The sequence below is a fragment of the Bacteroides muris (ex Fokt et al. 2023) genome, from assembly GCF_024704895.1.
Taxonomy (GTDB): Bacteria; Bacteroidota; Bacteroidia; order Bacteroidales; family Bacteroidaceae; genus Bacteroides; species Bacteroides muris.
In genome coordinates this window covers 1-21,471 of sequence record NZ_JAMZEE010000022.1, presented here as the reverse complement: position 1 = coordinate 21,471, position 21,471 = coordinate 1, and the positions used below count along the sequence as shown (strand labels likewise).

The window sequence follows — 21,471 nt, the reverse complement described above, 5'->3', positions numbered from 1 at the left end:
TCTTAATGTATAATAGTACAAAGATATGCAATGTGTTTAACAAATACAAATCTAAAATAGTTCAATTGAACTTTAAAATAAATGTGGTTTCTTTACCTGGTAATAAAGATAGATTTCCGCCGGACAGCCTCATGATTTGCCGGGAAATACTCAGTCCAATACCGCTTCCGCCCTCTTTGGTCGTAAAGAAGGGGATAAATATGTGTTCGGCAATGTCATTGGGAATGGCAGGTCCGTTGTTGGAAATTTCTATCAGTATGTTTTCTGCTTCATTGCAGTAGGCATGTATGTTGATATGTCCTTCTTTATCTGTATTTTTATCCGATTCGATGGCTTGCATGGCATTTTTCAGTAAATTGATGACCACTTGTGATATCAGGTTCTCGTCGGCATATAGAATAAGGTCATTTGGTGCGATGTCCGTATGAAAGGTGGCCTGGACATTGGGGTGCTGGTGACGGGCAAGTTCGACCATCCGCTCGATGAAGCTTTTTACGTAGAACAAGGATGGTTCGGGGGTGGGAATACGGGTAAATTTCCGGTATGATTCCACAAAAGAGAGCAGGCCCTTGCCCGTACTGCTGATAGTCTGCAGGCCGTTTCTGATTTCTTCTTTGGAGGCTTGTGCCTCGGTCAGTTCCAGCAGTGTATCGCTCAGGGAGGTTATGGGAGTGACGGCGTTCATTATTTCGTGTGTCAGTACGCGGGTGAGCCTGATCCAGGAATCTATTTCCTTTTCATCCAGTTCGTTGTTGATGTCGTTCAAGGCGAGGATGCGCAGATGCTCTTTACGGACTGTAATGTCGCTGACGCGGACGGACATATTTACAGTGCCTCGCTCGTTGTTGAAAGGCATTTGCAGTTTGTCTCCCGGCCGGCAATTGTCAAGGAGGGACGAAAGACGCGGGTCTATGCGATTCAGCTGGCTGACGTGGGTAAAGACATTGAGGCCCAGCAAGCGGAGGGCTTCGCTGTTTTTCTGATATACGGCACCATTATCGTTCAGCACAAGGATACCGGTATTCACGCAGTCCAGAATGAGTTCGTAGTATTTTTCTTGCTGTGCTGTTTCGCTTTTCACATTATAGAGTATATGGGCAACCCGGTTCAATGCACGGTTCACGAGGCGTGCGTCGGCAGTGTTTTCCGTTTCAGAGAAGTGGATGGCGTTATCGTTGTTTTCGATGGCGTCGAGCATGAAAAGTACCTTCCGCACGTGATGGCGGTATAACTTCTGCTGCCAGTACAAGACTATGGGAAGCAGCGCGGTGCAGAGAGCGCCCCAAAATATGTCGACAGTCCACATCACCCCTGCAAGGAGCGCTACTGCCAGACTGACGGCAACACGGAATGTATAATTAGAGGCCATACTTCTTCATTTTGTTGTACAGCGTCTGTCGGGTGATGCCCAGCTGTGCGGCAACGGCAGAGAGATTTCCACTGCATTTGTCGAGCGTTTTCCGTATCATCTGCATTTCCATTTCTTCGAGCGTGGATGCGGAAGCTTCGGGAGTGCCGGTTCGCCGTGCCAGCTGGAACAGTTCTGCGGGAAGGGTGTCGTTGTCACAGATGATAATGGCTTTTTCGATGGCATGTTCCAGTTCGCGGATATTGCCATACCAGGGGTGGAGCGTAAGCTTCTCGCGGGCGCCATCCGTCAGCTTGACGAAGGGTTTGTCATATTGCTTGCAGAAGCGGGCGATGAAAAGTTCTGCAAGGGGGATGATGTCTTCGGGCCGCTCGCGCAACGAGGGTATCTCGAGGTGTATCGTATTGATGCGGTACAGCAAATCCTCGCGGAATTCGCCTTTTGCCACCATCTCGGGCAGGTTGCAGTTTGTAGCGCAAATCAGCCGTATATCTACGGGAATGGGAGTGTTGCTGCCTACCCGGACAATGCTGCGGCGTTGGATGGCAGTCAGCAGTTTGGCTTGCAGATGATAGGGGAGATTGCCTATTTCATCGAGAAAGAGGGTGCTGTGCGCGGCTGCTTCGAACTTGCCGGCACGGTCGGCATGGGCATCGGTGAAAGAGCCTTTCATGTGGCCGAACAGCTCGCTTTCGAAAAGGCTTTCGGTGACTGCACCCATATCCACACTTACCATGTCCTGCCGGTTGCGGGATGAGAGGGAGTGTATTTCGCGTGCCAGCATCTCTTTACCGGTACCGTTCTCGCCTGTAATAAGAATATTGGCATCGGTAGAGGCCACTTTTTCCACCAAAAGACGAAGCTGTTGCATGGCGGGGCTGTTTCCCCAATACATGTTGCGGGTATCCGCAAGCGGGTGGCTGTTTTCTGCCGTACGTCCGGCATTTGGGCTGTTGGCCGGAGATTTTGTTTCAGAAGCCGATACGGCGTTCAGCAAGGTTTCCACCAGTTTCCGGTTGTTCCAGGGTTTCACGACGAAGTCTGTGGCTCCTTCCTTGATTCCCCGTACGGCAAGGTCTATGTCGGCATAGGCGGTAAACAGCACTACGGGCAGGGCGGGACATTGCTTTTTTATTTCATGGAGCCAGTATAATCCCTCGTTGCCGGTATTGATGCCCGAGGTGAAGTTCATGTCAAGAAGAACCACTTGCCATGACTTTTCCCGCAATACGCTGGGCAGGGTTACGGGAGAGGGAAGTGTGATTATCCCTTCAAAATATGGCTTCAACAAAAGCTGCAAGGCGGTAAGTACGCCTCGGTTATCATCAACAATCAGGATGTTTCCGTTTTTTTTTGCCATAAACTATTTCTGTTTTCTGTGGGCAAAGTTAATGATTTATCTGCATTATATTCGGCAAATCTCTCAGTTTTCAAAGTATTAAGATTCTCCTTCTCATTTAGCAAATCCTTATGCCGCTTTATTCTATATTTTTGCTTACTAAGAATTAATCGTCCGACAGTTGTTGAATTATCGTCCGACAGCTGTCGGACGATAATTCAACAACTGTCGGACGATAATATAACGATTGTGGAACGAATAGATTTAAGTAAAACAGAAATTAGTTTGCAGCAATTTCAGTAAGAATCCATGGCAGTACTGAAAAAAGAACCTATAGCAGTTGCAGTTTGACGCCAAACGACAAACTCAGATAATCCTTGGATTTCAGATACTTGTTGGTGAAGGCGCTGACTACATATAGGTCACATGTACTTATTTCATAGAAAAAAGTGATTTCTTTGGCCGTGAACCGTCGTTGCGGGTCGATGTCGTAAGTGATGCGCTGTCCTAAAAATACATGGGTGCGCACCTTGGAGGAGAATCCATAGTACCCTTTAGGATAGCGTTCCGGTTCGTTGACCCAGAATTCATTGCCGAACACCGTGTTCAGATACATGCCACAAGCCAGCGGTTCTACAGAGAAACGGCTTTGCTTGATTGGCAGGCTCCAGGGAAGGTAGTTCTGCTTGACGGTGAATGTCAGCTTGGTACGTTTGGAGTCGTATTTGGGCAATACTCCGAAGAATACGTCTGTTTCCCATTGGTTTCTTTTGCCGTAATCCCATCCGGTACCGAATGACAGCAACCCCATATTGCCGGCAAACTGAATTTTTGTGTGTGTCGGAATCAGGGCCTCCCAATGCCTGCGGTAGCGGTGTACGCGGCGGTCGTAACGGTTCTCCCTAATATCTTGTGAAAAAGCAGAAAAAGAGCATACCGACAAGAAGACGACGGCACATGCCAGATGATTAATAATATGCCACTTCGCGTTCATATCCGTCGGGGGTTATGGTGAATATATAGTAATTGCGGTTCTTCATGCAGTCGCTCATGTAATACATTATCCCATCTTCAAAGAGGTCTTTCTCGAAGCGATGGTGTTCGTGTGCGGATGTACAGAACTGCAGTCCGGGAAATTCCTTGATGTAACGCTGGAATACATGTGCCACGTTATTGTTGAACTCGTTGCAGAACGGGCGTATATGCATGGACACGACGGTTTTATCGAATTCCTCTTCACGGTCGCTTATCTGTGCGGCAAGAAATTCAAAGTCGGGAATGGGGCGGGAGTAGTCGAATTCGATGGCGTTGGTATTCAGGCAGACAAACTTTACCCGTCCTGCAATGAAGGAGAAATTGGGGTCTCCGAATATTGCGCGATAAGTCTCTTCGCCCGTGCCCAGGCAGTCGTGGTTGCCGAGAAGTACCACATAGGGTATCTTGAGTTTGTTCATGATGTCCCGTTGCCAAAGGAACTCGTCTGTTACGCCGAAGTCACTGACGTCTCCGCCATGAATGACGAAATCTATGTCGTCCCGCTTGTTGAGGTGGCTTACAAAGTCGTCGGTCTCGTCATACCAGCGTTGGGAGTCACCCATTGTTACGAACCGGATTGTTGTCTTGTTCTGGCAGTTCTGCTCTATTTGGGCAATGTTGTGGGCATTGACATCGGTTTCACCGCTGATGTGTACATCGTAAGGGTGATAATCTATCATGTCGCAGCCGGCTATAAGCAGGCATAGGAATGAAGGATATAAGAGTTTGGGGAATTTCATGTGCAGGTGCTTCATTTTACGTTTATACTCTATCTTTAGAAAACTGTGGGCAAAGGTAAAGTTTTCATTCTTATGGATTCTTTTCTAATTTCCCTTTTTTTTGTTCTATGAGGCTGAACAGAGATTCGGCCTCTGTCTAATTTTTAGACGGGAGTGTCTAAAAATTAGACACCTTTGTCTTCTTCTGTAATACGATATTCGCTGATAATCAGATTTGTGTATTCTCTGGCACGCTTTCTGCAATATGGAAAGCAAAAAATATATCCAATAAACGATAAACGGAATGAAACAAATCTATTATGTAATTCAGACTTTGCTGCGGGGACGCGGTTCGAATATCATCAAGGTCATTTCTTTGGGATTGGGATTGACGATGAGTATTCTGCTTTTCTCCCGCGTGGCATATGAACAGAGTTTTGACACTTGCTTCAAGGATTATGATAACTTGTATCAGGTATGGTCGATATTCTCGGTGAAAGGAGAGAAGTCTGAGCCTCAGGAGTGGAATTACGGTCCCGTGGCAGGGGCCATTCTGGAGAACTTTCCTCAAGAGGTGGAATCAGCGGTAAGTTTAAGCATGTCTATGGTATCTGCTCCCCTTTACAATGGAAGCGTGCGGCTTAATGATAGGAAAATTGCCGCCGATTCGCTGTTCTTCCGTACTATGGGCGTTGAAGTCCTGAACGGGAATCCCGAAAAGGACTTGGTGCAGAAGGATATCATTTTCTTGAGTGAACGCTTTGCAAGGAAAGTGTTCGGCGAAGAGGATCCCATAGGAAAAACGCTTAATTATGACCATCAGTTTGACCTGACGGTGAAGGGAATCTATGCCAATTTGCCTGAGAACGCCACAATCAATCCGGAAGCGGTTATCTCGATGCCTACCTTGTGGAGCCGCAACTGGAATGCCTACTCGTGGAGCGGGGGAGACAGTTGGGTAGAGTTTATCCGCTTCCGTCCCGGTGCCGACAAATCTGTTGTCAATGCGCGTATTGATGCCATGATAGACAAATACCGCCCGGCGGAAGATAAAAAAGTGTACGGTTACACGGCTTTTGTACAGCCCATCCGTGATACATATCGCAATTATGATGATGTGCGTCGGATGCGTGTCATCATGAGTATTCTTGGTTTTGCCATTCTTTTCATTGCGGCGTTGAACTATGTGTTGATTTCCATTTCCTCTTTGAGCCACCGCACCAAGTCGGTAGGCGTACATAAATGCAGCGGTGCGAGCGGTGGCACGATTTTCAGTATGTTTTTGCTGGAAACGGGCATCATCATTGTGGCGGCATTGCTGTTGATGGCGTTGATAATGATTAACTTCCGCGATTTTGTGGAAGACACGGTCGTGGTAAAGCTTTCCACCTTGTTGGCTCCGCAGCGTATCTGGGTACCATTGTCGGTAGTGCTTCTGCTGTTTATTGTGGGAGGCGTGTTGCCGGGCCGGCTCTTTGCGCGTGTTCCCGTGTCGCAGGTGTTCCGCCGCTATACCGAGGGGAAAAAGGGGTGGAAGCGTCCGTTGCTGTTTGTGCAGTTTGCAGGCGTGGCATTCATCAGTGGATTGATGTGTGTGGTGATGTCGCAATATCAGTATGTACTGAAAAAGGATATGGGGTATAATCCCAAGCAGATAGCCATAGGCAATGCCTACTGGGATAATGAAGCGACGCGTGATGCAGCTTGTCAGTTCTTCAAGGGATTGCCCTACGTGGAAGCGGTGTCCAGCGCCAACAGCACCCCCATTAGCGGATATAGTGGTGCGATGATTCATAGTGAGAGCGGGCAGGCACTTTTCTCTTGTCGTGCTTCTTATTACATGCGCGAGGACTTTCCTGCCTTGATGGGCATGACTATGAAGACAGGACGTATGGCACGCGATAAAGAGGAAGTCGTGGTGAACGAGACTTTTGCCGAGATGATGCGTTGGGGAGACGACGTCGTGGGCCGTACGGTATATACCGAAGGGAATACATTCAAGGTCGTAGGGCAGTTGAAGGATTTCCAGATAGAGAGTTTCAGAACCGAGAAGATGCCTTTCATAGCCCGGGGAAACAAGAGTTTTTATGGAACGGTACATGTCCGTTTAAGAGAGCCTTTTACCGAAAATCTGCAGAAGCTGAACCGCGATGTAGTCGAGGCTTTCCGTGACCGGACCATTGACTTTACCGGTTATGAAAAAAGAATCGAGAACAGCTATAATTCTGTCCGTGTATTCCGCAATGCCACTTTGATGGCGGCAGTGACCATATTCTTCATCATGCTGATGGGGCTGATTGGGTATACCATCGACGAGGTACACCGCCGCAGCAAGGAGATTGCCATCCGCAAGGTGAACGGGGCAGAGGCTTCCGGCATCTTGGAAATGCTGTCGAGGGATATACTCGTTGTGGCAGCTCCGGCAGTCGTCATCGGTACGGTATTGGCATGGCATGTCAACGGAATGTGGATGGAGCAGTTCGCGGAGCGTGTTCCCGTCAGTTGGGCAGTATACGTACTGGTAGTGATGGTCAATCTGGTGATTATCGTAGCCTGCGTACTTTGCAAGTTCTGGCAGATAGCAAACGAAAACCCGGTAAACAGCATTAAGAGCGAATAACAATTATATTAATATATAGAATATCATGATTGAAATTAACAACATCAGTAAAGTATTCCGTACTTCGGAAGTAGAGACTGTAGCATTGAACCACGTCAGCCTCGATGTAAAACAGGGGGAGTTTGTAGCCATTATGGGTCCGTCAGGTTGCGGCAAGTCCACTTTGCTGAACATCCTCGGATTGCTAGACAATCCTACGGAGGGCAGTTACAAGCTCCTCGGTCAGGAAGTAGCGGACTTGAAGGAAAAGGAACGTACCCGTGTGCGCAAGGGCAAGTTGGGATTTGTGTTCCAGAGCTTCAACCTGATAGACGAACTGAATGTGTATGAGAATGTGGAACTTCCCCTTACGTACCTCGGCGTGAAGGCAAGTGAGCGCAAACGCATGGTAGAGGATATACTGAAAAGAATGAACATCAGCCACCGTGCCAAACACTTCCCGCAACAGCTTTCCGGCGGTCAGCAGCAACGTGTGGCGATAGCCCGTGCGGTCGTAACCAATCCCAAGCTGATACTTGCCGATGAACCTACCGGTAACCTGGATTCCAAGAACGGAGCCGAAGTGATGAATTTGTTGACGGAACTGAATAAAGAGGGCACTACGATTATTATGGTAACCCACTCTCAGCATGACGCCAGCTTTGCACACCGCACGATACATCTGTTTGACGGTAGCATCGTGGCAAATATCACTGCACAAGGATTGTAAGAGAAGAAAACCGGAAGATTCATTCTCTACAAGCAGCCGGACCGGGTGGTGATGTTGCGCATGCAGCGCATAAAGGCAGGCATTTCCGAGAAGGAGTATGACTACAGCCTATTCCGTGTGGATAATAGGATAGTCATTGTGTTGATAGTGGCGGTTGTGGTGCTGAAAGCATGGAGGATAGCGAATGAGAATCCGGTAAAGAGCATAAAAAGTGAATAGGAGTCTGTCTAAATAGTCAAAAGAATAATGAAACTACTTTACTATAGCATTTTGATGTTGTTGCGTGGGCGGGGGAATAATGTGACGAAGCTTATTTCTCTGACACTCGGTTTGTTTATGAGTATTTTGCTTTTTGCCTGCGTGGCATTCCAGTTGAGCTATAATCACTCTTTCCGGCAGTCGAATCAGCTTTATCTGGCTTATAAGAACCATGCGACGGCTGGAATGCAGGAGTATGTATACGGGCCTTTTGCAGAGGCCTTGCGCGAGAACTTTCCCGGCCAGGTAGAAGACGCCACGGTGATGCGCCGGATGGAAGACTGGAACTTTTATCATGGTAATGTCCGCTTGTCGGGACTGACTGTTTTTGGTGATACACATTTGTTTTCCACATTAGGAATCCCGGTCTTGACGGGCAATACCGAAGAATTGAAAACCCCGGACGCTCTTTTCATTTCCCGTATGCTGGCAGATAAGTTGCGGGAGGGGGCGCCGTTGAATACGGTAATAGGCAAGGTGCTTTATCTGAATCACAAGACTCCCTACATTGTCAGAGGCGTTTTTCAGAACCAACCGGAGAATACGGATTTTCCCTTTGATGCGGTGGTTCCCATGGCCGAACTCTGGAATGAACAGAGGGCGGGATGGGGATTTGACATAAGCTATACGGTAATTGCCCGTTTCCATCATCCGGAACAGGATGTGCGTGTTGTAGAAACGCGTCTTCCGGAATTGATGAAAAAATATATGCCTGATTTCGGGCAAGATGCCGGAGGAGAGAAAGCGTTTGTTTTCCGTTCATTGGCAGATTATCATACTGGAAACTCTACGGTACGTACCATGATATTGGCGACTACTCTTCTTGCAATCGTCATTTTGCTGGTGTCAGCTTTCAATTATGTGCTGATATCCGTCTCTTCCTTGTCCCATCGTGCCAAGGAGATGGGAGTGCATAAATGTAGCGGGGCTTCCGCCGGTACGGTATTCGGCATGTTCCTCACTGAAACAGCATTGATGGTGTTGTTATCCATTGCCGGGGTGGGGCTGTTGATGTATCTTTTTGCTGATTTCGTAGAGGAGATAGCAGCAGTCCGGCTTGCTTCTTTATTTGCCATACAGACGTTGTGGATGCCTTTCTTGGTGGTATTGCTTGTTTTTCTGTTGGCAGGCATTATGCCGGCATGCTTGTTCTCGTCCATCCCGGTGACGCAGGTCTTCCGTCGGTATACGGAGCATAATGCGTCTTGGAAGCGTCCGTTGCTTTTCATCCAGTTTCTGGGTGTTGCTTTTGCCTTTTGCTTTTTGCTGGTCGTGTTCCGGCAGTATCAGTCGGTGGTAGACCGTCCGTTGGGTTACAATCCGGAGCGCGTGGCGATATGTTGGGCCAAGCTGGGAGGCAGTTACGAAAACCGGTTGTCCTTTTTCAAAGAGCTTCCCATGGTGGAAGATTATACTTGTTCCAGCCAGCTTGTCTGCCAAGGCTATTGTGGTGAAACTTTTCGCACGGGTGAAGGTGTTGAAGTGACAGCCCGTATGGACTGGGTTTCTCCCAACTTTTTTCCGATGATGCAGGTGGATATTGTGGAGGGGCGTAACTTTACCCCTAAAAAGCGTTCATCCAATTTCGCCTCGGAGAATCACGAGCTGATAGTCAATCGTACTTTCGTACGTCAGGCCGGTTGGGAGGGAAGTGCTGTAGGACGTGTCATAAACCATGAAGGAGAAAGCCTGACGGTGGTTGGTATAATGGAAGATTATCCGGTGTACAGCGCATACAAGGAGCAGACGCCCGTACTTGTAGGATGGAAAGAAAAGCTAGGTTACGCGCATTACGTAAGGCTGAAGGAACCTTTTGAAGAGAATCTTGCCACATTGAATCGTACGGTGCTGGAAGCATTTCCCACAGAAGAGGTGGAGTTCGTTTCTTTGGAAAAAACCTTGGATGAGGAATATGTAAATGTGTATCGTTTCCGCAACGCGGTGTTTCTGACCAGTATTTCTATCTTTTTCATTGCACTGATGGGCTTGTTTGGGTATATCAACGATGAAATCTGCCGTCGCAGCAAGGAGATAGCCATCCGCAAGGTGAACGGGGCGAAATCGAGTGACATTATCGGCTTGCTGACAAGAGAAGTTGCCTGGATAGCATTGCCTGCGGTTTTTCTCGGAAGTTTTGCCGCTTTTGTTCTCGGACATTGCTGGCTGGAAATCTTTGCTGAGAAAATAACGGTGGATGCCGGGCTCCATGTGGGAGTAGCTATCCTAATCTTAACGGTTATTGCCGTTTGCATAGTATGGCGCACTTGGCGGATAGCCAATGAGAACCCGGTGAATAGCATAAAGAGTGAATAAAAAGTTTCCTAAATAGATGCAAGTAGTTCATTTGATATGAGTCAATTGAGAAGTACAAAGGTGAGAATTATTTGTTCGATTCGCAGATTATTCTCACCTTTGTGCATTATAATGTTTTGGTATTAACAGATTTAGGTAAAAGAATGTTTATGGACACAACAAAAGCAACCGCCGTACTTTTTGATTTTGACGGTGTGGTGGTAGACACGGAAACGCAGTACAGCCACTTCTGGCATGAAATGGGAAAGCAATATTTAGGTATGGACGATATTGAAGGTAGGGTGAAAGGCCAGACATTGGTTTATATATATGATACCTTTTTCCCTGGCATGGTGAAGGAGCAGGCTGAAATTACCGAACGGTTGAACCGTTTTGAACAGGAGATGTCATTCGACTTTATTCCCGGAGTGCTTGACTTCATTGCCGACCTACACGGGAATGGGGTGAAGACTGCCGTGGTGACCAGTTCCAACGAAGCGAAGATGGCAGCTGTCTATCGGGTTCATCCCGAAATAAAGACTCTTTTCGACCGTATCCTTACGGCCGAGATGTTTACGGCTTCCAAGCCTGCACCGGATTGTTTTCTGTTGGGTATGGAGGTTCTCGGCACAACTCCCGACACAACATATGTATTCGAGGATTCCTTCAACGGGCTGAAAGCCGGCATGGCTTCAGGAGCTACCGTTATAGGGTTGGCAACCACCAATTCCCGTGAAGACATAGCTCCGTTGTGCCATTATGTATTGGATGACTTTCAGGGATTCACTTACGATAAATTAACTCAATTGCACAAGTAATCAGAAAAAGGATTACCTTTGCGCCCGATTAATAAAAAATATCATCATGGGTTATATTTCAGACAACACTCGTAAAGTGACTACACATCGCCTTGTTGAAATGAAGCAAAGAGGCGAAAAGATATCAATGTTGACATCTTATGACTATACTATGGCGCAGATTGTAGATGGTGCCGGTGTAGACGTGATTCTGGTGGGAGATTCTGCTTCCAATGTAATGGCAGGCAATGTTACCACGCTTCCCATTACGCTCGACCAGATGATTTATCATGGCAAATCCGTGGTTCGCGGTGTGAAGCGTGCCATGGTCATCGTCGACATGCCTTTCGGCTCTTATCAGGGCAACGAACTGGAGGGATTGGCTTCCGCTATCCGTATAATGAAAGAAAGCCATGCCGACGCTCTCAAACTGGAGGGAGGCGAGGAAATCATCGGCACGGTAAAGCGTATTCTCAGCGCCGGTATTCCCATCATGGGACATCTCGGACTGATGCCCCAATCTATCAATAAGTATGGAACATATACGGTTCGTGCCAAGGATGATGCCGAAGCCGAGAAGCTGGTACGCGATGCGCATCTGCTGGAAGAAGCCGGATGTTTCGGACTGGTATTGGAGAAAATTCCTGCCGCATTGGCTGCCCGCGTGGCCAGTGAGCTGACTATACCCGTTATCGGCATCGGTGCCGGTGGTGATGTGGATGGCCAGGTGTTGGTGGTTCAGGATATGCTGGGTATGAATAACGGTTTCCGTCCCCGTTTCCTGCGTCGCTATGCCGACCTGCATACAGTGATGACGGATGCCATCAGCCGTTATGTATCCGATGTGAAGAATTTAGATTTCCCGAATGAGAAAGAACAGTACTAACAAACTAATGACTCTCAACTTTTGGCGGATGTGTGTGGCAAATCTGTTGTTGTATACATCCGTCTACATGCTTTTTCCTCTGCTTCCTTTTGTGAAGGGAGAGCAGCTGGGCGTTTCCGCCGGGCAGGTGGGTAGCATGTTCTTGGTTTTTGTGATGGCCATGTTTGCTGTGGGGCCTTTCCATGCTTATCTGGTCGATGAATATAAAAGGAAGCACGTGCTCCTTTACTCCACATTCATTATGCTGACGGCTGTTCTGGGGTATGCCTTTGTGGATAGTTATACGAAATTTCTGCTGCTTGCCGCTGTGCAGGGGGCATGTTTCGGGCTGGCAACCACAGCGGGCATTACGGTGGCCATTGACATAACGACTTCCGCGCGTCGCAGTGCAGGAAACATGGTATATGCATGGGTTGCACGCTTGGGTATGCTGGTGGGGGTTGTTTTGGGCATTGGCATGTATAAGATGTATGGTTTCCGTATGGTGACCTATTTGTCCGTAGCTACCGGATTGGCCGGCATCTTTTTCGCATCGAGGGTATATGTGGCTTTCCGTGCTCCGATAGGTGTGTCGCTGTGCAATATGGATCGCTTCTTATTGCCGCGTGCATGGGTGCCTGCCATCAATATGCTGCTGATTGCTTTTGCACCGGGAGCATTGCTACCGCTGATGTTTGTGGGCGATTACTGGTCATTGGCGGCATTGGCTGTATTGGTGTTCATTACAGTCCCGTTCATGAAGATGTTTGTCAAATTGTCACACCACTGCCAGCGTGGAACGGCAAACACCACTTGCCATTTGTTTATGGAGGGAGGGCTGTTGGCCGGTATGACAGTGTCTTGCTATCTGATGGACAGAGTACTGGTATATCATGTGGCATCTGTTGCCGCTATGCTTGCAGTATTCTTCTTTGTGCTGCTGACCTATCCTTATTATAAGAAGAAGCGGGTAAGATAGGGGATAAATACAATCAATCCTATAATGGCCGCCGTTGCAGCACATACCAGTACTGCTCCGGCGGCTATGTCTTTTACTTGCCCTGCAATGGGATGTCGTTCCGGAGAAACCAGGTCGACCAGCTTCTCAATGGCGGTATTGAACAGCTCGGCAGCTATTACCACACCGATACAGAGGATGACAATCGTCCAATCAGTCCGGGTAATGTCCAATAAGAATCCGGCAATTATTGTGAGTACCGTAACAATCAGATGGAAGCTTAGGTTCTGCTCTTTTCCTACGCAGCACCGGATACCTTTCCAGGCATAGCCGAAACTGCGCAACTGCTTTTTAAAGTCGTACTGCATACTTTTAATGTGCTAATACATTAATTCCTTGTGACTTGTTTTACTCCTTTTACAGTTCTCAGTTTTTTGATGAGCGCTTCCAAATGCCCTGTATCGTTTACCTTGATGGTCAGTGTTCCGGAGAACAGTCCGTCATGCGAGTCAATACCGATGCTTCTCAGAGTAATGCCCGTTTCTTTGGAAATGATGGAAGTGATGTTGGTCACGATACCGATATCATCATGTCCTACTACACGCAGGGTGATAGGATACTGTGTACCTTGTGACTTTCCGGCCCAGCGTGCCTTTACGATGCGGTAGCCGAAACGTGAATGCAAGTCGCTGGCATTGGGGCAGTCGCAACGGTGTATCTTGATGCCTCCCGTCACACTGACAAAGCCGAATACATCATCTCCATAGATGGGGTTGCAGCAGCGTGCCAGCTTGAAATCCAGCCCTTTCAGATTCTGGTCGATGACGAGTACATCTTCTTTGGTACTTATCTCTTCGGGTATTCCCTGCTGCAAGTTGTAGCCTTCGGCACTGCGATAGGTTATCTCGTCGCGCGTATCGTTTTCCCGTTTTTGCTGTTCCTGGTATTTGTCTATAATCTCGTTGACATCCAGCTCTTCATCGGCTATAGCCTGATAGAAGTCGGTTACTATCTTGAAGCCGAGGCGCTTGATGAGGCGCATCATGGTTCCTTCATCATACTCTATCTTCCGGTTCTTGAACTTGCGTTCCAATGTCTCTTTGGCGAAGGCATGCTGGCGTGCGACCATTTCTTTCAATGCCTGGCGTATTTTAGTACGGGCCTTGGAGGTGGTTACGATGTTCAGCCAATCCTGCTTGGGCGTCTGCGTATTCGATGTCATTATCTCCACTTGGTCACCGCTATGCAGCATTTGCCTCAGCTGTACATTCTTGCCGTTTACTTTGGCACCGATGCACTTGCATCCCAGTTTGCTGTGAATGTGGAACGCAAAATCGAGCACGGTGGAGCCTTTGGCCAGTTTGAACAAATCGCCTTTGGGGGTAAATACAAAGACTTCATCTTCGTACAAATCCAGTTTGAACTGGTCCATGGTTTCCAGCCCGTTGCTGTCCGAATTCTCTAAAGCTTCGCGTACGGAAGTCAGCCATTCGTCCAGTCCCGATTCTCCTTTCACCCCTTTGTATCGCCAGTGGGCGGCCAGACCGCGTTCGGCAATGTCGTCCATGCGTTCGGTACGTATCTGTACTTCTACCCATTTGCCTTCGGGCCCCATCACGGTGATGTGCAGTGATTCGTAGCCGTTGCTCTTTGGTACAGACAGCCAGTCTCGAAGCCGTTTCGGGTTGGGTTGGTACATATCTGTTACAATGGAGTAGGCTTGCCAGCAGTCCATTTTTTCTTTTTCTTGGCTGGAATTCAGGATGACACGGATGGCAAACAAGTCATATACACCTTCGAAGGGGCATTTCTGCTTCTTCATTTTCTGGTAGATGGAGTGGATGGACTTGGTGCGTCCTTTGATGTGAAACTTGAGTCCGGCCTCTTCCAGCTTCTTCCGTACCGGTGCTATGAAAGCAGCAATGTACTTGTCGCGCGATGCCTTAGTTTCGTTTAGCTTCTCCTTGATGTGGTAGTAAACTTCTTTTTCGGTATATTTCAGTGAAAGATCTTCCAGTTCCGATTTAAGTTTGTATAGCCCCAGTTTATGAGCTAAGGGAGCATAGAGATATGCCGCCTCATTGGCTACCTGCCGACGGGCTTCGTCATTTTCGCAGTCCTTGATTTGCCGCATGATATTTACGCGGTCGGCAATCATGATGAGGATGACACGCATATCTTCGGCAAAGGTAAGCAATAGGTTGCGGAAATTTTCGGATTCGATAGCAGGACTTCTGGCATAGAGTTCGTTCACGCGTATCAATCCGCGGATGATGCCTGCCACATCTTCACCATAAATCTGCTTCACCTCCTGTGTAGTGCAAGTGCCGCAGCGTACAGAGTCGTGCAACATAAGTCCTAGGATGGAAGCACGTCTCATGCCGATTTCTTCGGCCACGATGACAGCCGTCTGCATATCCTTGATGACGGGATTCAAACCGAATAGGTCACGCTGGATGCGGTTGTTCTGTATGGTACTAATAAGATGCGTTTTCAGTTTTTTACAGTCTCCTTTCCGAAGGGTTTCTCCGGAAAGTTGCAACAGTTTGCGGTAGAGAGAGAAGAGCAAATCTTTCTCTCGGGTAGTGAAAAATTCATCAGTTTCCATAATCGTCCGTATTTTATGCTTCAAAGGTAAGTTTTTTCTTCATTTTCTTGACAGCAGTTCTGCTTTTTTTGTATTTTTGGGCATGAATTAATAAAACAAGATATATATGATAACACCGCAAGACAAAGAGTTGCTCGAAAATAAAGGCATCTCCGAAGAACGAATAGCCGAACAGTTGGCTTGTTTCGAAAAAGGTTTTCCATACTTGAAGCTGTCTGCCGCCGCTTCTGTAGAAAAAGGTATATTGGCTCCGGATACGGATGAACAGAAGAAATATCTGGACGCGTGGGAGGCATATACACAAACCGATAAAGTGGTGGTAAAGTTTGTGCCTGCTTCGGGTGCTGCCAGTCGTATGTTCAAAAACTTGTTTGAATTTCTCGGGGCAAACTATGATGCTCCCCAGACAAGTTTTGAAAAGACTTTTTTTGAGAGAATAGAGAAGTTTGCTTTTTATGATGACCTGAATACCGCCTGTCAGAGGGGTACAGGAAAGGGCATACCGGCTTTGGTTGCTGCCGGAAACTACAAGGCGGTTGTTGCTGCTTTGCTCGAAGGAGCCGGACTGAACTATGGTGCTCTGCCCAAAGGATTGCTGAAGTTCCATAAGTATGAAGACAATAGCCGCACGCCGCTGGAAGAACATTTGGTAGAAGGAGCGTTGTATGCTGCCAATAAGAATGGTAAGGTGAATGTACATTTCACGGTTTCGCCTGAACACCGTGCTTTGTTCAAGGCTTTGGTAGACGAAAAGGCTGCCTCTTATGCAAAGAAGTATGGGGTGGATTACGAGATTACTTTCTCAGAGCAGAAAACAAGTACCGATACCATTGCTGCCGATATGGAAAACAAACCGTTCCGTGACAGTGGCAAACTTGTGTTCCGTCCGGGTGGTCATGGTGCATTGATTGAAAATTTGAACGACCTTGATGCGGATATTATTTTTATAAAAAATATAGACAATGTGGTACCCGACAAACTGAAAGGTGATACCGTGTTATATAAGAAACTGATTGCCGGTGTACTGGTAGCTTTACAACAGAGAGCGTTTGCTTATTTGCAGTTGCTTGACAGCGGGAAGTATACGCACGAACAAATTCTTGAAATCCTGCAATTCCTACAGAAACAACTCTATTGCAAGAATCCGGAGACAAAGAATCTGGAAGATGCCGAGTTAGTTATATATCTGAAAGAGAAGCTGAACCGTCCGATGCGTGTTTGCGGTATGGTGAAAAACGTAGGCGAACCGGGTGGGGGGCCGTTCTTGGCATACAACAATGACGGTACTATCTCTTTGCAGATTCTGGAAAGTTCGCAGATTGATATGGGCGACCCGGAAAAGAAGGAGATGTTTGAAAAGGGTACCCATTTCAATCCGGTAGATTTGGTTTGCGCCGTACGTGACTATAAAGGGCATAAGTTTAATCTTGTGAAGTATGTGGATAAAGCGACGGGGTTCATTTCCTATAAGTCCAAGAACGGAAAGGATTTGAAAGCGCTTGAACTCCCCGGTTTGTGGAACGGAGCCATGAGCGACTGGAACACAGTGTTTGTAGAAGTGCCTCTGACGACGTTCAATCCGGTAAAAACGGTGAATGACTTGTTGAGAGACCAACACCAATAAGAGGATTTACTATTAGACGATTTACTATTTACTATTGGCTGCGCTGTAATCGGGCAGCGGATGGTAAGTAGTAAATCGTCTGATTGTATAGTGTTAAATTGTAAATCGTCAAATAGTAAATAAATAGATAGGATGAAAAAGATTTTATTGTTGGGTTCCGGTGAACTGGGCAAAGAGTTTGTCATTTCCGCCCAACGCAAAGGCCAGTATATTATCGCCTGCGACTCGTATGCCGGAGCGCCTGCCATGCAAGTGGCAGATGAATGTGAAGTATTCAGTATGCTCGATGGAGATGCCTTGGAACGTGTAGTGCGAAAACACCAGCCGGATATCATTGTTCCGGAAATCGAAGCTATCCGTACGGAACGTCTGTATGATTTCGAGAAAGAAGGTATTCAAGTGGTGCCCAGTGCCCGCGCCGTGAACTTTACCATGAACCGTAAGGCTATACGTGACCTTGCAGCTAAAGAGTTGGGACTGAAAACTGCTAAATATTTTTATGCCAGATCTTTGGATGAACTGAAAGCTGCTGCTGAAAAGATTGGTTTCCCGTGTGTGGTGAAACCGCTGATGTCCTCTTCCGGCAAAGGCCAGTCTCTCGTAAAAAGTGCCGACGAATTAGAGCATGCCTGGGAGTATGGCTGTAATGGTAGCCGTGGAGACATCAAAGAACTTATCATTGAAGAGTTCATTAAGTTCGACAGTGAGATAACATTGCTCACTGTAACGCAGAAGAATGGCCCGACTTTGTTTTGTCCACCTATCGGCCATGTACAGAAAGGTGGAGACTATCGTGAAAGTTTCCAGCCTGCCCATATTGACCCTGCCCATCTGAAGGAGGCGCAGGATATGGCAGAGAAGGTGACCCGTGCCTTGACCGGTGCCGGATTGTGGGGAGTGGAATTCTTTCTCAGCCATGAGAACGGTGTCTATTTCTCCGAACTTTCTCCACGTCCGCACGATACAGGTATGGTAACCTTGGCCGGAACGCAGAATCTGAATGAGTTTGAATTGCACTGCCGTGCGGTGCTCGGTCTGCCTATTCCTGGCATCAAGCAGGAGCGTATAGGAGCCAGTGCAGTCATCCTCTCTCCGATAGCTAGCCAAGAACGTCCCAACTATCGCGGTATGGAAGAGGTTACGAAAGAAGAGGATACTTATCTGCGTATTTTCGGCAAGCCTACTACCCGCGTAAACCGTCGTATGGGTGTAGTGCTGTGTTATGCACCTCTTGGCAGTGACCTTGACACGCTGCGCGACAAAGCGAAGCGTATTGCAGATAAGATAGAGGTGTATTAATGATTGGTGATGAATAATTTGGTGATTTGTTGGTGAATGGATGTCATCGACAAATCATCAATCTCTTAGTTCTTTCACAATCTAGGTTGTTTTTAACTTTCTGTAAGAACAACCTGGATGTACTTTTGTTTCCGGGAATCAGTACGTTGTGTTGATATATTTTTAAATATCAGTGAACTGGCTTTTGTATACAAAAACTTTTTCCCCGAAATCCACTTCCGGCAATACGGCATCCTCTTTGAATAATCCGTAAACAGATGACCCTGAACCACTCATGGAGGCATATACAGCTCCTTGTCGGTACATCTCTTTCTTAATTTCTCCGATAGCCGGGAATTGGGGGAATACGCTTTCTTCAAAGTCATTGACCATTCGTCCGTTCCATTCTTCTACGGGTAATCGGGCTATTTCTTTCAGAGACATTTCCGGATGATGCGGTTTTATTTTTGCAAAGGCATCCCGCGTAGAGACGAATATGTCCGGTTTCACCAACCATATCTGGTATCCTTTCAGTGACAGAGGAAGGGGAGAGAAAATGTTTCCGATACCTTCTGCGTAAGTCGGACGGTTTCTGATGAAGAAGGCACAGTCGGCACCCAGCTTGGCGGCATACTCTTCCAGAGTGTCATCCGGTAGTCCGAGTTCAAACTTATTATTCAGAAGTTTCAGCATGAAGGCAGCATCAGCCGAGCCGCCACCCAGTCCGGCTCCCGAGGGAATATGCTTGAAGAGATGAATCTCTACCGGAGGAAGGTTGAACCGGTCATCCAGCAACTTGTAGGCTTTCACTACCAGGTTACTCTCCGCTTCTCCCTCAATTTCCAGACCTGCCTGATGCAGACGAAACTTTCCGTTTCCTTCATTCAAAATATTTATTTCCAAAGCATCTTCTATGGGAACCGGATAGAAAATGGTTTCCAGATTATGGTATCCGTCCGGACGTTTCTCTGTGATATTCAGTCCCAGGTTTATTTTGGCATTTGGAAAAGTCAGCATGGCATTGATAATTGATAATTAATAATTTAAAATTAAAAAAGGAAAGCTGTGAGGCAGTTTCCGAAGACAAAGTTAGTGATTTCTGTTCATAGTAGATTGAAACTTAACAATGATTTATTTACCGCCTATAAATAAATTCGCTTATCTTTGCTTCCCCTTTCCAAAAGGGAAGTTCATTTAATTTTCAATTTTTAATTTTTAATTTTTAAAGTGGCAGAACAAAGAAGAACATCTCGCACTCCGAAAGGAAAGACACCACAGCCCGTAACAGACTACGGACGTATTCAGCCGCAAGCACCGGAGCTGGAAGAAGCTGTCTTAGGAGCCTTGATGATTGAGAAGGACGCTTATTCGCTGGTAAGTGAAATCCTTCGTCCGGAGTCATTCTATGAGCATAGACATCAGTTGATATATTCCGCCATTACCGATTTGGCAGTGAATCAGAAGCCGGTCGACATCCTCACCGTGAAGGAGCAGCTTTCCAAGCGGGGAGAACTGGAAGAAGTGGGAGGACCGTTCTATATTACCCAACTCAGTAGTAAGGTGGCATCTTCCGCACACATCGAATATCATGCACGTATTATTGCACAGAAAGCTTTGGCACGTGAACTGATTACTTTTACCAGCAATATCCAGAGCAAGGCTTTTGACGAGACGCTGGACGTGGATGATTTGATGCAGGAGGCTGAAGGAAAACTGTTCGAGATTTCCCAGCAGAACATGAAGAAGGATTACACGCAGATTAATCCGGTTATTGCCGAAGCCTATGATTTGATTCAGAAAGCTGCTGCCCGTACCGATGGTTTGAGTGGTTTGGAAAGTGGGTATACCAAACTTGACAAGATGACTTCCGGATGGCAGAAGTCCGACCTCATTATTATTGCAGCCCGTCCTGCCATGGGTAAAACGGCATTCGTACTTTCCATGGCGAAAAACATTGCCGTGAATTTCCGCAATCCTGTAGCGCTTTTCTCGCTTGAAATGAGTAACGTGCAGTTGGTGAACCGTCTGATATCTAACGTGTGCGAGATTCCGAGTGAAAAAATCAAGAGCGGTCAGTTGGCAGACTATGAATGGCAGCAGTTGGATTACAAACTGCGTGATTTGCTGGATGCTCCGCTCTATGTGGACGATACGCCTTCTTTGTCGGTATTCGAACTCCGTACAAAGGCACGGCGTCTGGTACGTGAACATGGAGTGAAGGTTATCATCATCGACTACCTTCAGTTGATGAATGCAAGCGGAATGTCTTTTGGTAGCCGTCAGGAAGAAGTTAGTACCATTTCGCGTTCATTGAAGGGGCTGGCCAAGGAGCTGAACATTCCCATCATCGCTCTGTCGCAGTTGAACCGTGGTGTGGAAAACCGTGAAGGCGAAGAAGGCAAGCGTCCCCAGTTGAGTGACCTTCGTGAATCTGGTGCCATCGAGCAGGATGCTGATATGGTGTGCTTCATCCATCGTCCCGAATATTACAAGATTTATACTTCTGCCGATGGCAGTGATTTGCGTGGTATGGCAGAAATCATCATTGCAAAGCATCGTAACGGTGCCGTAGGGGATGTGCGTCTGAGATTTATCGGGCAGTACACCCGTTTCCAGAACCCGGAGGATGATATGGTTATCCCACCTCCGACAGAGGGTGGAGGAGCTACATTCGGCTCACGTATGAATGCGCCTATTGGAAGTACGGCCACACCGCCGCCCCCATCGGCTAGCGACTTTCCGTTACAGACAGACAACCCGTTTGGAGGTATGGGGGCAGACGGCCCACTGCCTTTCTGATATATTTTTATAGCTACACCCTTTGCCTTGAATACCTATACCATCGTAGAGTAATGGCTACACCTTCAGGCGCAAAGGGTGTAGCCATGTTAAAATACTGTATTCTAGTCTGTTTGCTTATTCTAGGGAGATTCAGTAGATAGTATAAAATTAGCCAACTAATTCATACACAAAATGTTGCGAATTAGTTGGCTTTTTTGT

The 21,471-nt window shown here is 47.2% G+C and carries 17 protein-coding genes; 10 read left to right on the top strand and 7 right to left on the bottom strand.

The window, feature by feature from the left end; translation table 11 throughout:
- Window positions 1-61: 61 nt before the first annotated feature.
- The 4 genes from M1B78_RS10330 to M1B78_RS10315 all read right to left on the bottom strand — a co-directional run bounded on the left by M1B78_RS10330 (window position 62) and on the right by M1B78_RS10315 (window position 4,483).
- The gene (locus M1B78_RS10330; protein ID WP_257940613.1) at window positions 62-1,369 is read right to left on the bottom strand and encodes a sensor histidine kinase; all 1,308 of its coding nucleotides are present in this window, start codon (window positions 1,367-1,369) and stop codon (window positions 62-64) included.
- Entirely contained in the window at window positions 1,359-2,729 is a 1,371-nt protein-coding gene (locus M1B78_RS10325; protein ID WP_257931902.1) for a sigma-54-dependent transcriptional regulator, read from the bottom strand. The genes M1B78_RS10330 and M1B78_RS10325 overlap by 11 nt, the downstream gene beginning before the upstream one ends.
- Before the next feature lie 310 nt (window positions 2,730-3,039).
- Entirely contained in the window at window positions 3,040-3,702 is a 663-nt protein-coding gene (locus M1B78_RS10320) for a hypothetical protein (RefSeq protein ID WP_257940612.1), read from the bottom strand.
- Complete coding sequence (locus M1B78_RS10315; protein ID WP_257940611.1) at window positions 3,677-4,483, bottom strand: metallophosphoesterase family protein; 807 nt, start codon at window positions 4,481-4,483, stop codon at window positions 3,677-3,679. Before M1B78_RS10315 ends, M1B78_RS10320 begins: the two co-directional genes overlap by 26 nt.
- A gap of 283 nt (window positions 4,484-4,766) precedes the next feature.
- On the opposite strand from M1B78_RS10315, the gene M1B78_RS10310 reads away from it, so the two are divergent.
- The 7 genes from M1B78_RS10310 to M1B78_RS10280 all read left to right on the top strand — a co-directional run bounded on the left by M1B78_RS10310 (window position 4,767) and on the right by M1B78_RS10280 (window position 12,982).
- Window positions 4,767-7,082, top strand: coding sequence for an ABC transporter permease (locus M1B78_RS10310; RefSeq protein ID WP_257940610.1), 2,316 nt, complete (start codon window positions 4,767-4,769; stop codon window positions 7,080-7,082).
- A gap of 25 nt (window positions 7,083-7,107) precedes the next feature.
- Window positions 7,108-7,791, top strand: a complete 684-nt coding sequence (locus tag M1B78_RS10305) for an ABC transporter ATP-binding protein (protein WP_257940609.1) — start codon at window positions 7,108-7,110, stop codon at window positions 7,789-7,791.
- Window positions 7,792-7,836: 45 nt separating this feature from the next.
- Entirely contained in the window at window positions 7,837-8,010 is a 174-nt protein-coding gene (locus tag M1B78_RS10300) for a hypothetical protein (protein ID WP_257940608.1), read from the top strand.
- A 27-nt stretch (window positions 8,011-8,037) separates the two neighbouring features.
- Window positions 8,038-10,362, top strand: coding sequence for an ABC transporter permease (locus tag M1B78_RS10295; protein WP_257940607.1), 2,325 nt, complete (start codon window positions 8,038-8,040; stop codon window positions 10,360-10,362).
- A 149-nt stretch (window positions 10,363-10,511) separates the two neighbouring features.
- Entirely contained in the window at window positions 10,512-11,159 is a 648-nt protein-coding gene (locus tag M1B78_RS10290; protein ID WP_136011208.1) for an HAD family hydrolase, read from the top strand.
- Between the two features lie 43 nt (window positions 11,160-11,202).
- Window positions 11,203-12,024 (top strand): 3-methyl-2-oxobutanoate hydroxymethyltransferase, encoded by an 822-nt coding sequence (panB, locus tag M1B78_RS10285; RefSeq protein ID WP_257940639.1) that lies wholly within the window; start codon window positions 11,203-11,205, stop codon window positions 12,022-12,024.
- Between the two features lie 7 nt (window positions 12,025-12,031).
- Complete coding sequence (locus tag M1B78_RS10280; protein WP_257940606.1) at window positions 12,032-12,982, top strand: MFS transporter; 951 nt, start codon at window positions 12,032-12,034, stop codon at window positions 12,980-12,982.
- On the opposite strand, the gene M1B78_RS10275 is transcribed toward M1B78_RS10280, so the two are convergent.
- Entirely contained in the window at window positions 12,958-13,329 is a 372-nt protein-coding gene (locus M1B78_RS10275) for a diacylglycerol kinase family protein (RefSeq protein ID WP_257940605.1), read from the bottom strand. The genes M1B78_RS10280 and M1B78_RS10275 overlap by 25 nt on opposite strands.
- Before the next feature lie 20 nt (window positions 13,330-13,349).
- Entirely contained in the window at window positions 13,350-15,569 is a 2,220-nt protein-coding gene (locus M1B78_RS10270; protein ID WP_136011205.1) for a RelA/SpoT family protein, read from the bottom strand.
- Between the two features lie 106 nt (window positions 15,570-15,675).
- Here M1B78_RS10270 and M1B78_RS10265 point away from each other — a divergent pair, with 106 nt between their 5' ends.
- Window positions 15,676-17,193 carry a DUF4301 family protein gene (locus M1B78_RS10265; protein ID WP_136011204.1) on the top strand — a complete coding sequence of 506 codons (1,518 nt, stop codon included), beginning with the start codon at window positions 15,676-15,678 and terminating at the stop codon, window positions 17,191-17,193.
- Between the two features lie 132 nt (window positions 17,194-17,325).
- On the top strand, window positions 17,326-18,492 hold the full coding sequence (purT, locus tag M1B78_RS10260) for a formate-dependent phosphoribosylglycinamide formyltransferase (protein WP_257940604.1): 1,167 nt from the start codon (window positions 17,326-17,328) through the stop codon (window positions 18,490-18,492).
- Window positions 18,493-18,654: 162 nt separating this feature from the next.
- On the opposite strand, the gene ispE is transcribed toward purT, so the two are convergent.
- Window positions 18,655-19,488, bottom strand: coding sequence for a 4-(cytidine 5'-diphospho)-2-C-methyl-D-erythritol kinase (gene ispE / locus M1B78_RS10255; RefSeq protein WP_257940603.1), 834 nt, complete (start codon window positions 19,486-19,488; stop codon window positions 18,655-18,657).
- Between the two features lie 210 nt (window positions 19,489-19,698).
- Here ispE and dnaB point away from each other — a divergent pair, with 210 nt between their 5' ends.
- On the top strand, window positions 19,699-21,270 hold the full coding sequence (gene dnaB, locus M1B78_RS10250; RefSeq protein WP_136011201.1) for a replicative DNA helicase: 1,572 nt from the start codon (window positions 19,699-19,701) through the stop codon (window positions 21,268-21,270).
- Window positions 21,271-21,471 lie beyond the last annotated feature (201 nt).